This is a genomic window from Streptomyces huiliensis (genome assembly GCF_020037025.1).
GTDB classification, from domain to species: Bacteria; Actinomycetota; Actinomycetes; order Streptomycetales; family Streptomycetaceae; genus Streptomyces; species Streptomyces huiliensis.
The window spans coordinates 1-11,402 of record NZ_JAIQLH010000282.1 but is presented as its reverse complement, the minus strand read 5'-3'; the positions used below and the strand labels follow the sequence as shown (position 1 = coordinate 11,402).

Below are 11,402 nucleotides of genomic sequence, written 5' to 3'. Positions count from 1 at the left end.
GCGCGGGAACGGCATCGGCGGCCGGTTCATGCGGTGGGCCATCGAGGAGGCCCGCCGCCAGGGATGCGTACTGCTCCAGCTCACCTCGGACGCGACGCGGGTGGAGGCGCACCGCTTCTACGAGCGGCTGGGCTTCGAGGCGTCGCACCTCGGGTTCAAGTACCACCTCTGAGCCCCGGCCGCACGAGCCCCCGCCGTCTGGGCCCACCGCTTGGGCCTCGCCGCTTGGGCCTCGCCGCTTGGGCCCCGAGCATCTGGACCCCGAGCGCCTGGACCCCGAGCATCTGGACCCCGAGCGCCTGAGCCCCGAGCGCCTGAGTCCCGAACGCCCGAGTCCCGAGCGTCTCGGCCCCGGCACCGCACGGCTAGAGAGCCGGCCGCTCCCGCAGCCGGTCCCGGTGCGCCTTCTGCCGGCACGCCCCGCCGCAGTAGCGGGCGGGCCGTCCGGTGCGGGCGGCGGGCAGCGCGGCCCCGCACACCGGACAGCCGGTTTCGTTACGCCGGATCGCGCCCTGCGCGGGGAGTTTCGTCACGCTCCGGCCGGGCCTGAGCGCGTCGCACGCCAGGGCCGTCATCCGGCCCGGCGCGCCGTGCGGACCCCGCCGCTGCTCCATCGACAGGCAGCCCAGCAGGAGCGCCAGCACGTCGTCCAGCATGACGTCCCGCCGTACCGCACCCGCCAGTTGGGCCCGGCCGAGCAGGACGGACAGCGCCTCGCGGAAGTCCCCCTCCACCCCCGGCGACGGGTCGAAGCGGCCCTCCGCGCTCGCCTCCAGGGCGTCGCACAAGCCCTTGTTCCGCGCCGACAGCCGGACCACCGACGCGAGGTAGCGGAAGAACACCGGGCCCGGGTCGGGCGCGTCGGCCAACTCCCTTGCCGTGTCCGTGAACAGCCGCACCCGGTCCACGACCGTCGCCCTGAACAGCGCTTCCTTGGACGGGAAATGCCGGTACACGGTCCCCGCGCCGACGCCGGCCCGGCGTGCGATCTCCCCGAGCGGGACGCTCAACCCCGCCTCCTCGAAGGCGGTTCGGGCCGCCTGGAGCACCAGCTGGCGGTTGCGGCGCGCGTCCGCCCGCAGCGGGGCGGGACGGGGGCCGGAGGGCGGCGGAGCGGGATTCCGCGGCATGGCGGGGCCTCACGGGAGAGCGGGGCGGAAACGGGATGTGGGTTCCGATTCTAGCGCGGAAGATCGGGAAGGGGTCGCCGCCGGGCTCCGGCGTCCGCCGGACGGCCGTGGCAAAATCGGCGGGTGCAGATCGGGATGCTGGGTCCGTTCGAGATACGCACGAGCGGCGGTGACCCGGTCGACGTGCCGGGCGCGCGGCTGCGCGCGCTGCTGGCCGCCCTCGCGCTCAGGCCGGGCCAGGTGGTCCCGAAGGCGTCGCTCGTCGACTGGATCTGGGGCGAACGCCCGCCCGCCGACGCGGCGAACGCCCTCCAGCGCCTGGTCTCCCGGCTGCGGAAGGCGCTACCGGACGGGGTCGTCGAGGGCCGGGCGGACGGCTACCGGCTGGCCGTGGAGCCCGACGCCGTCGACGCCGTACGGTTCGAACGCCTCGTCACCGCGAGCCGGACCGGCCCCGGGGAGCGCACCGGTCCCACCGTCCAAGCCGATCCCGCCGTCCAAGCCGACCCCGACGCCGACACCCGGCGGGCGCGGCTGCTGCGCGAGGCCCTCGGCCTGTGGCGCGGCGCGGCCTTCCAGGACGTCGCCCTGCGGGACAGCGCCGCGTTCGACGCCGCGGCCGCCCGGCTGGAGGAGCTGCGCCTCGCCGCCACGGAGGACCGGTTCGACGCCGAGATCGCCTGCGGACAAGGGGCACGAGCGGTCACCGAGCTGACCGACCTGGCGGCCGCCCACCCACTGCGGGAACGGTTCACCGCCGCGCTGATGCGCGCCCTCGTCGCCGCAGGCCGCGACAGCGAGGCACTGCTGGCGTACGAGCGCACGCGGGAGGCGCTCGCCGACGCGCTGGGCGCCGACCCCTCGCCGGAGCTGTCGGCGCTGCACGTCGCGCTGCTGCGCGGCGAGACGGGCCGGCGCGCGGAGGTCCCGAAGACCAACCTGCGTGCCGAGCTGACCACCTTCGTCGGCCGGGACGCCGACGTCGCCGCGCTCCGCGAGCTCGTCGCCGGCCACCGGCTCACCACCGTGACCGGGCCCGGCGGTTCGGGAAAGACCCGGCTGGCCGCCGAGGCCGCGCGCACCCTGCTCGGCGAACTGCCGGACGGCGTCTGGCTGGCCGAGTTCGCCGCCCTCGGCGCGGACGGCGACGTGGCCGGCGTGGCGCACTCCGCGCTCGCCGGGCTCGGCCTCCGGGACGCCCTGCTCGGCGGCGCCCCGCACGCCGAGCCGGCCGACCGGCTCGTCGCCGCGATCCGCGACCGCGAGGCGCTGCTGATCCTGGACAACTGCGAGCACGTGATCGAGTCCGCGGCCGTCCTCGCCCACCGGCTGCTCGGCGAGTGCCGGCGGCTGCGGATCCTGGCGACGAGCCGGGAGCCGCTCGGCATCACCGGGGAGGCGCTGTGGCCGGTCGAGCCGCTGCCTCTGCCCGCGGCGGACGCGGGCCCGGACGAGATCGCGTCCTCCCCCGCCGTCCGGCTGCTGCGCGACCGCGCCGGGGCCGTGCGCCGCGACCTCGCCGCCGACGACCGCACGCTGGCGACGATGGTGCGCGTCTGCCGGGCCCTGGACGGCATGCCGCTGGCCATCGAGCTCGCCGCGGCCCGGCTGCGCACCCTGTCCGTCGACCAGCTCGCCCACCGCCTCGACGACCGGTTCCGCCTGCTGACCGGCGGCAGCCGCACCGCGCTGCCGCGGCACCGGACGCTGCGCGCGGTCGTGGACTGGAGCTGGGAGCTGCTGACCGACGCCGAACGGAAGGTCCTGCGCCGGCTCGCGGTGTTCTCGGGCGGGGCGAGCCTGGAAGCGGCCGAACACGTCTGCGCGGACGGGACGGATGAGACACACGGGACGGACGAGGCCGTCGGACGCGACCGGGTCCTCGACCTCCTCACCGCCCTGACCGAGAAGTCCCTGCTGGTCGCCGAGGACGGCGAGAGCACCGCCGCCCCCCGCTACCGCATGCTCGGCACGATCAGGGAGTACGCCGGACAGCGGCTCGCCGAGGCGGGGGAGGCCGAACGGGCGCGCCGCGCGCACCTCGCCTACTTCACCGAGCTCGCCGAGACCGCGGACCCGCACCTGCGCCGCGCCGAGCAGCTGGACTGGCTGGCCGCGCTGGAGGCCGAGCACGACGAGATCGGCGCGGCGATGCGCGGCGCGCTCGCGGCGGGCGAGGGTCCGGCGGCGATGCGGCTCGCGGCGGGCGCGGGCTGGTACTGGTGGCTCAGCGGCCACAAGTCCGAGGGCAACGAGCTGGTCACCGCGGCCGCCGCGGCGCCGGGCGAGGCGGCCGACGAGGTCCGGGCCATGGTGTACGGGCTGGTCGTGCTGTTCGTGAGCGGCGGGCAGGGCGACGAGCACCACGCGGCGCACTGGATCCACGAGGCGTACCGGCTCGGCCGGCACGCCCGGGACCGCTATCCGCTGCTGCGGCTCATCTCCCCGTTGGAACGCCTGCTCCGGACGCCCGAAGCGGCCCCGACCGCGTTCGAGCCGCTGCTGGACGACGAGGACCCCTGGGTACGCGCCCTGGGCCGGTGGCACCTCGGCAAGATGCGGGTCATGCTCGGCGTGGGCGGGCGGGACGCGGACGCGTACCTGGAAGGCGCGGTCGCCGAGTTCCGTGCGCTGGGCGAGCGGTACGGCATCTCGATCGCCCTGACCGAGCTGGCGGAACGGACCGCCGTACGCGGCGGGTTCGCCGTCGCCTGCGAACACTACGAGCAGGCGATCGCGGCCGTCACCGAGGCCGGTGCCGTCGAGGACGTCATCCGGATGCGGTCGCGGCAGGCGCGGCTGTACCGGCTGCTCGGCGACGAGGCCGCCTGCTCGGCCGCCCTGGCCGAGGCCGAGCGCCGCGCGGAGCGGGTCACCTGGCCGGACGCGCTGGTCGACCTGGCCCTGGCGAAGGCGGAACTCGCGCGCTGGGCCGGCGACACCGAGGAGGCGCACCGGCAACTCGGCGTCGCCACGACGCTCTGGGGCGACGAGGCGGCCCAGGCGAACATCCGCGCCGGGCGGCACGACCTCCTCGGCTACCTCGCCGACGACCTCGACGCGTCCCGGGCGCACCGCGCGGCGGCCTGCGAAGCCGCGGCCGAGGCGGGGCACGCCCCGCTGATCGCCCAGGTGCTCGTCGGCGTCGCGGACCTGGCCCTGCGCCGCGGCGAACCCGCCCAGGCCGTACGGCTGCTCGCGGCGAGCACGCGCGCCCGCGGGCTGCAGGACCACTCGCATCCGGACGCGGCCCGCATCGAACGGGCGGCGCGCCGGAGCCTCGGCGACGCGGGGTACGCCGAGGCGGCCCGGGAGGGGGCGGGGAGCGACTGGGCGCGGCTGGCGGAGATCACGCTGGCGTAGCGGCCGGGGTGGGGGGTGGGGGTGGGCCGTCGGAGCGTGGGGTGCGGCGGACGCCGCGAGGGGTGTGCCCCTGTCCCGCCCCTTCCCGTTTCCTGCGGGGGCCGCGCTCCCGCACCCCCGCCGCACGCTTCGCGCGCGGTCCCGGACGCCGGACGGGCTGAAGGCACCGGTCAGGCCCGCTTCTTGAACGTGGCGACCGCCCACACGTACCCGACGACGGTAAACCCCACGCACCACGCGACGGCCGCCGCCGCGTCGCCGCCCGACGGATCCCCCGCCAGCAGCCCCCGCAGCGTCTCGATGATCGGCGTGAAGGGCTGGTACTCCACGAACTGCCGCACGCCGGTCCCCATGGTGTGGGCGGGCACGAAGGCGCTGCTCAGGAAGGGCAGCATGACCAGCGGCACGGCGGCCATGCCCGCCGACTCCACGGTCTTCGCGGCCAGCCCCAGGGCCACGGTGAGCCAGCCGGCCGCGAAGGCCAGCAGCAGGACGAGGCCGAGCACGCCGAGCCAGTCGAGGGCGCTCGCGCCCGGGTCGAAGCCCATCGCGAAGGCCACCCCGACGATGGCCGCGCAGGCCACCAGGCAGCGCAGCGCGGTGATGACGACGTGCCCGGTCAGCACGGCGCCGCGGGAGACGTCCATGACCTTGAACCGGTTGATCACGCCCGTCGTCATGTCGGAGTTGACGGCCGCCGCGGTGGACCCGAGCCCGTAGCTGACGGCCATGACGAGCAGCCCGGGCGTCACGTAGTCGATGTACGCCTCGCCGACGGCGAAGCCGCCGCCGAGCACCTTGACGAACATCAGCATGATGACGATAGGGAAGAGGACCGACTGGAAGACCGTGACCGGGTTCCGCACGGTGTGCTTCAGGTTGCGGCGCAGCATGATCATCGAGTCGGTCAGCGGCGTACGGTGTGTACGGAGCGTGCTCATCGGGCGATCGACTCCTTGCGGTCGTGGCCGGTCGGGACGTCGTGGCCGGTCGGGGCGTCGTGGTCGGTCAGGGCGAGGAAGACGTCGTCCAGGTCGGGTGTGTGCACGGTCAGTTCGTCGGCCTGGACGCCGGCCGCGTCCAACCAGTCGAGGAGGGCGTGCAGTTCACGCTGGCTGCCGTCGCTCGGGATCCGCAGCGTCAGCGCCTCGTCGTCCGCGGTGACGTCGCGCAGCGCGCCGGCGGCGGCGCGGTACGCGGCCGGGTCGGTGAACCGCAGCCGCACGTGCCCGCCGGGGACCAGCCGCTTCAGCTCGTCGGGGCTGCCCTCGGCGGCGATCGTGCCGCCGCTCAGCACCGCGACGCGGTCGGCGAGTTCGTCGGCCTCCTCCAGGTACTGGGTGGTGAGGAAGATGGTGGTGCCGTCGGCCACCAGCGCGCGGACGATGTCCCACATCGTGCGGCGGCTGCGCGGGTCCAGGCCCGTCGTCGGCTCGTCCAGGAAGATGACCCGGGGGGTGCCGACCAGCGTCATCGCCAGGTCCAGCTTCCGGCGCATGCCCCCGGAGTAGGCGGCCGCCGGCTTGTCGGCCGACTCCGCGAGCTCGAACCGGTCCAGCAGTCCGGCGATCACGCGGTCGCCGGAGCGGACGCGCTTCAGGTCCGCCATCAGCCGGAGGTTCTCCCGGCCGGTCAGCAGGTCGTCCACCGCCGCGAACTGACCGGTGACCCCGATGGCCGCACGGACCTCCCTCGTCCCGGACGCCAGGTCGTGCCCGGCGACGCGGACCGTGCCGGCGTCGGGCCTCGCCAGCGTCGTCAGGATGTTCACCGTGGTCGTCTTGCCGGCCCCGTTCGGGCCGAGCAGGGAGAAGACCGATCCCGCCGCGACGTCGAAGCCGATGCCGTCGAGCACGGTCTTGCCGCCGTATGCCTTGCGCAGTCCCGAGACCGCGATCGCCGAACCATTCATGCGGCCAGCCTGGCCGCCGGCCCTGACACCGGGCTGTCACGGCCCTGACACGGCCCCTGACACGGTCCCTGACAGGAGGAAGCGGCCGGTGCGTCGCATCCCGCGCACCGGCCGCCGCCCCCGCCCGACGGTCAGCTCCGGACGAGCCCGTCCCACTCCGCCGCCGCGGCCGCCAGCGCCTCGTCCGTGTCCGCGACCGCGACGCCGAGCGTCCGCAGGCCCGCCGCGAGCGCCGCCAGGGAGGACAGCACGATGGCGCGGGAGGCGGCCGTCCCGTAGTGGTTCACCCGGATCATCTCCTTGGCGAGCGCGCCGCCGCCCGCCTGGAGCGGCACGGAGGCGTCGGCCGCCAGGGCCGCCGCGACGATCTCCCGGGCGTCGACGCCCTCGGGCGCGCGCAGCGTGGTCGCGGCGGGCGCCGCGTGCTCATCCTGGACGACGTACGGGGTGAGGCCGCCCAGCGCGCGGACACCGGCGCGGGTGGCGTCCCTGGCCGCCTGGTGGCGGGCGATCACGGCGTCCAGGCCGTCGGCCGCGATCCGGTCGGCCGCCTGCTCCAGGGCCAGCATCTCCAACTGGGCGGGAGCGTGCGGCAGTACCGCGCGCCCGCCGTCGATCCAGCGCTCCTTCCAGTCCAGCAGGGACAGGTACGAGCGCCGGGGCGCCCGCTCGTTGGCCGCGATCCGCTCCCACGCGCGGGCGCTGACCGACACCGCCGACACACCCGCGGGGCCGGCCATCGCCTTCTGCCCGCCGATGACGCACAGGTCCACGCCCCACTCGTCGGTGAGCAGCGGCTCGGCGGCGACGGAGGCGACCGCGTCCAGCATCAGCAGCGCGCCGTGCTCCCGCACCACGCGCCCGATCCCGGCCACCGGGTTGGTGTTGCCGGTGGCCGCCTCGGCGTGCACGAGGCTGACGAACTCGATCTCCGGGTGGGCGCGGAGCGCGTCGGCGACCTGCTCCGGGGTCACCGCACCGCTGAAGGGCGCCGACACCGTGACGACGTCCGCGCCGCAGGACCGCAGCCAGCCGCCGAACGTCTCACCGTACGGCCCGGTGATCACGTTGAGGGCGGTGCTGCCGGGGCGCACGGCCGAGCGGATGCACGCCTCCAGCGGCAGCAGCGCCTCGCCCTGCATGGTGACGACGGTCTCGCGGGTGCGCATCAGCGCCGCGATCTTGTCCTCGATCCGGGCGAAGTGGTCCGCGCCCAGCGGCGCGAGGTCGAGCAGGTCCGGTGCGGTGTTCGCGGTCACGGTGCCTTCCAGGAGGTGGTGGCGCCGGGACGCGGCGCCCGCCGGTATCTGGCCCCGACCCTACGCCGCGCCTTCCGGGCCTACGCCGCGCCTTCCGACCCCACGCCGGGGCCCAGGGAGGGTTCGGGGCCCCAGGGAAGGGTTCAGCGCCAGCCGCCCTCCGCCACCCCGCCCGGAACGGCATCCTCCGGCGCGTACGGCTCCCGGGTGTAGACGAAGCTGCCGAGGTCCAGGTGGCTCACCGAGCCGTCCGCCCGCCGGACGACCCGGAGCGTCTCGCCGGCGAAGTAGTTGTCGAGGCCGGTCCACGTCCCGTCCTCCTCCGGCCGGAACCGCGAGGCCCGCGCGCCCCCGCCGGCGAGCGGCGCCAGTTCGAGCGTCCGGCCCGCGCCCAGCCGGAGGGCCATGGCCCGGGGCCCCCAGTACCAGGGGCCGGTGAGCTCCAGCAACGCGAGGTCCGCGTCCGCGTCCGGGTGCCACGGCTCCGGGATGCGGGGCTCCGCCTCGGCGGTGGTCAGCACGAGCCGAGCCGCCAGCGACACGGCCTCCGACATGGACGTCTGGTTGACGAGGGTGGCGGCCGCCAGGCCCTCCTCCGGGCAGGCGAGCACGGCCCCGACGAAGCCCGGCATGGACCCGGCGTGGCCGACCAGGACCCGGCCGTCCACCCGGATCAGCTGGAGGCCGAGGCCGTAGGACGCGCTCCAGTCCGCGTTCTGCGGCTCGACCGCGGGCCGCCGCATCTCCGCCAGGGTCGCCGCGGAGAGCACCCGCTCGTCGCCCTCCATCAGGAAGGCGGCGAACCGGCCCAGGTCGGCCGCGGTCGACCAGAGCTGGCCGGCGGGCGCCATCAGGCCGGTGTCCGCGGCCGGTTCCGGAAGGACGACGTCCGCCCAGGGGTGCACGGCCAGGCCCTCCGCGTACGGCGCCTCCGGGGCGTACGTCGTCCGCTCCATGCCCAGCGGCAGCAGCACCTCGCGGCGCAGGACCGGGTACCAGTGCTCGCCCCGCAGCTTCCCTACGAGCGCGCCGAGCAGGGCGTAGCCGGTGTTGGAGTAGTGGAACAGCTCCCCCGCCCGGTGCCGCTGCGGGCGCTCGCCGAACACGTCCTCCGGCGTCGGGCGCAGCTCCCCGGCCGTCCGCTCCCACCACGGACCGCGCGATTCCGCGGCCAGGCCCGAGGCGTGGGAGAGGAGTTGGGCGACGGTCGCCTCCCCGCCGGCCGGCGTGTCCAGGTGCCGGCCGAGCGGGTCGCCCAGGTCGAGCAGGCCCTCGTCGCGCAGCCGCAGGACGAGGACGGCGATCAGGGACTTGGTGATCGACCCGATGCGGTACTGGGTCGCCTCCGGATCCGGATCGCGGCCGTCCACCGTGCCCCGGCCGGCGGCCCACACCGGCCGTCCGTTCCGGACGAGGGCCGCCACCAGGGAGGGCGCCCTGCCCTGCGCCTGGGTGGTGGCGACGTGGTGCAGGAGCGCCCTGCGGGTCGCGGGCAGCAGGTCGTCGAAACGATCGGTCTCGGTGACGCCTGAGGTACCTGAGGTACCCGTGATGCCTGAGGTGCCCGTGTTCTCGTGACTGGTCATTTCCGCAGCCTAAGCAGGCTTCTCCGACGAGGGCGGACCGGCACCCGGATCCCCTCTCCGCCCTTGCCCGGGACTGGCCTTGACGCCCGCGTCAACGTTTACGGTCGGGTCATGCGGATCGGGGAACTGGCCGGACGAGCCGGCATCAGCACGCGCGCCCTGCGGCACTACGAGTCGCTCGGGCTCCTGCCCGCCCGCCGCGCGGGCAACGGGTACCGCGACTACGACGAGGCCGACCTGCGGCTGCTCGGCCAGATCCGTACGCTCCAGGACTTCGGCTTCGGCCTGGAGGACACCCGTCCGTTCGTCGAGTGCCTGCGGGCCGGCCACCCCGCCGGCGACAGCTGCCCGGCCTCCCTGGAGGTCTACCGGCGCAAACTCGCCGAACTGGACGAGTGCATCGAACGGCTGGCCCAGGTCCGCGCCGAGGTGAGCGCCCAGCTGGCGCGCGCGGAACTGGAAGCGGAGGCCGACGTCCCGGGCGGCCCGCCGCCACGCTGCGAACTGTCGCCGTGCGGGACGGAGGACGGGCGGCCCGCTTGAGCCCGTCGGACCCCTCCCGCAGCCCCTGAGGCCGTCGGCCCCTCCCGCACCCCTGGGCCCACCCGACCAATCCCGCACCGCCCGACCTCTCACACCACGGAGGAGCAACCCCCATGACCACGACCACGACCACCACTCTCGTCGCGCCCGTCACCGACGCCACCTTCCAGGACGAGGTGCTCGCCTCCGACCGGCCCGTCCTCGTGGAGTTCACCGCCGACTGGTGCGGCCCCTGCCGGCAGATCGCCCCGGTCCTCGCCGAGCTGGCGGCGGCCGAGGCGGACCGGCTGAAGATCGTCGCCCTGGACGTGGACTTCAACCCGGCCACGGCGGCGGCCCACCGCGTCCTCTCGGCCCCGACCCTGATCCTCTTCCGCTCCGGCGAGCCCGTCCTGACCCTGGTCGGCGCACGCCCGCTGCGCCGCCTGCGGCAGGACCTCGCGTCCGAACTGCCCTGGATCGCACCCCGTTAGCCACCGGGGTTCCCTTCCCCCCGGCCCCTTACCGCGGACGTGCCGGAAGGACCCGGCAGAGGACGTCGAGTGCCTCGGCGAAGGAGTGGTCGGGCGGTGTGGCGTACCCGATCACGAGGCCGTCGTACGGCGTTTCGGCGCTGTCGGGGTGCCGGTACTCCGCCAGCCCCTCCAGCTCCAGGCCGTGCCGCGCGGCCGACCGCACGACCGACGGTTCCGTGCCCGGCGGCAGCCGCAGGACGGCGTGCAGGCCCGCCGCGATGCCCGAGACCCGCAGGTGCGGGACCCGTTCGGCGAGCGTGGTGACGAGCCGGTCGCGGCGGTCCCGGTAGCGCTGCCGCATCCGGCGCACGTGGCGGTCGTACGCGCCGGAGTCGATGAAGTCCGCGAGCGTGAGCTGGTCCGTCACGCCGGTCCACGCCTCGCGCTCCCCCTTGAGCGCCAGGACCTCGTCCACCAAGTGCCCCGGCAGCACCATCCACCCCACCCGCAGCGCCGGTGAGAGGCTCTTGCTGACGGAACCGATGTAGACCACCCGCTCCGGGTCCAGCCCCTGGACGGCTCCCACGGGCTGCCGGTCGTACCGGAACTCCCCGTCGTAGTCGTCCTCCAGCACGATCCGCCCGCTGCCCGCCCGGGCCCAGTCGACGACCTCCGCCCGGCGGCGCGGATGCAGGGGACCGCCGGTCGGGAACTGGTGCGCCGGGGTCAGCAGCACCGCCCGTACACCCCGCTCGGCGTCCGCCAGCCGGCCGACGCGCGCGCCCTGTCCGTCCACGGGCAGCGGCAGCGCGCGCACCCCGGCGGCAGCCAGGACCCCGCGGTGGAACGGCAGGCCGTACGCCTCCACGGCCAGTGCCCCGCGCACCGGTCCCGCACCCGTCAGCAGCCGCAGCGCGTGCGCGAACCCGGCGCAGACGACGATGTGTTCGGGATCGGTACGGACACCGCGGGCCCGGGCGAGGTAGCCGGCCAGCGCGCGCCGCAGTTCGGGCCTGCCGCGCGGGTCCCCGGGGCCGAACGCCTCGTTGGGCGCCGCGTTCAGCGCCCGCCGGGCCGCCACGGCCCAGGCGGTCCGCGGGAAGGACCCGGCGTCCGGCTGCCCCTGCACCAGGCTGAGCCGCGGCCGCGGCCGC

The 11,402-nt window shown here is 75.6% G+C and carries 10 protein-coding genes; 4 read left to right on the top strand and 6 right to left on the bottom strand.

The genetic code is table 11. From position 1 onward, the window contains the following. On the top strand, positions 1-172 hold a 172-nt coding region (locus JNW98_RS31200), incomplete at its 5' end, for a GNAT family N-acetyltransferase (RefSeq protein WP_223771662.1). 193 nt (positions 173-365) lie between these two features. Here the strand turns inward: JNW98_RS31200 and JNW98_RS31195 are convergent. Then, entirely contained in the window at positions 366-1,130 is a 765-nt protein-coding gene (locus JNW98_RS31195; protein ID WP_223771661.1) for a TetR/AcrR family transcriptional regulator, read from the bottom strand. 123 nt (positions 1,131-1,253) lie between these two features. Here JNW98_RS31195 and JNW98_RS31190 point away from each other — a divergent pair, with 123 nt between their 5' ends. Next, complete coding sequence (locus JNW98_RS31190) at positions 1,254-4,493, top strand: ATP-binding protein (protein WP_223771660.1); 3,240 nt, start codon at positions 1,254-1,256, stop codon at positions 4,491-4,493. A 170-nt stretch (positions 4,494-4,663) separates the two neighbouring features. Here JNW98_RS31190 and JNW98_RS31185 read toward each other — a convergent pair whose 3' ends face one another. The 4 genes from JNW98_RS31185 to JNW98_RS31170 all read right to left on the bottom strand — a co-directional run bounded on the left by JNW98_RS31185 (position 4,664) and on the right by JNW98_RS31170 (position 9,250). Further along, a complete protein-coding gene (locus JNW98_RS31185) occupies positions 4,664-5,434 on the bottom strand; it encodes an ABC transporter permease (protein WP_223771659.1) in 771 nt (256 codons plus the stop codon). Continuing rightward, positions 5,431-6,405, bottom strand: coding sequence for an ATP-binding cassette domain-containing protein (locus JNW98_RS31180; RefSeq protein WP_223771658.1), 975 nt, complete (start codon positions 6,403-6,405; stop codon positions 5,431-5,433). The genes JNW98_RS31185 and JNW98_RS31180 overlap by 4 nt, the downstream gene beginning before the upstream one ends. 131 nt (positions 6,406-6,536) lie before the next feature. Then, positions 6,537-7,664 carry a pyridoxal-phosphate-dependent aminotransferase family protein gene (locus JNW98_RS31175; RefSeq protein ID WP_223771657.1) on the bottom strand — a complete coding sequence of 376 codons (1,128 nt, stop codon included), beginning with the start codon at positions 7,662-7,664 and terminating at the stop codon, positions 6,537-6,539. 143 nt (positions 7,665-7,807) lie between these two features. Continuing rightward, complete coding sequence (locus JNW98_RS31170; RefSeq protein WP_223771656.1) at positions 7,808-9,250, bottom strand: serine hydrolase domain-containing protein; 1,443 nt, start codon at positions 9,248-9,250, stop codon at positions 7,808-7,810. A gap of 111 nt (positions 9,251-9,361) precedes the next feature. On the opposite strand from JNW98_RS31170, the gene JNW98_RS31165 reads away from it, so the two are divergent. Both JNW98_RS31165 and JNW98_RS31160 read left to right on the top strand, forming a co-directional pair. Then, positions 9,362-9,793, top strand: a complete 432-nt coding sequence (locus tag JNW98_RS31165) for a MerR family transcriptional regulator (protein WP_223771655.1) — start codon at positions 9,362-9,364, stop codon at positions 9,791-9,793. Positions 9,794-9,906: 113 nt separating this feature from the next. Further along, the gene (locus tag JNW98_RS31160) at positions 9,907-10,266 is read left to right on the top strand and encodes a thioredoxin family protein (protein ID WP_223771654.1); all 360 of its coding nucleotides are present in this window, start codon (positions 9,907-9,909) and stop codon (positions 10,264-10,266) included. 28 nt (positions 10,267-10,294) lie between these two features. Here the strand turns inward: JNW98_RS31160 and JNW98_RS31155 are convergent. Continuing rightward, on the bottom strand, positions 10,295-11,402 hold a 1,108-nt coding region (locus JNW98_RS31155; protein WP_223771653.1), incomplete at its 5' end, for an aminotransferase-like domain-containing protein.

Coding starts and splice junctions, on each gene's coding strand:
- JNW98_RS31170 (WP_223771656.1), bottom strand. CDS start 9,250: ATGACCAGTCACGAGAACACGGGCACCTCAGGCATCACGGGTACCTCA.
- JNW98_RS31180 (WP_223771658.1), bottom strand. CDS start 6,405: ATGAATGGTTCGGCGATCGCGGTCTCGGGACTGCGCAAGGCATACGGC.
- JNW98_RS31165 (WP_223771655.1), top strand. CDS start 9,362: ATGCGGATCGGGGAACTGGCCGGACGAGCCGGCATCAGCACGCGCGCC.
- JNW98_RS31185 (WP_223771659.1), bottom strand. CDS start 5,434: ATGAGCACGCTCCGTACACACCGTACGCCGCTGACCGACTCGATGATC.
- JNW98_RS31160 (WP_223771654.1), top strand. CDS start 9,907: ATGACCACGACCACGACCACCACTCTCGTCGCGCCCGTCACCGACGCC.
- JNW98_RS31195 (WP_223771661.1), bottom strand. CDS start 1,130: ATGCCGCGGAATCCCGCTCCGCCGCCCTCCGGCCCCCGTCCCGCCCCG.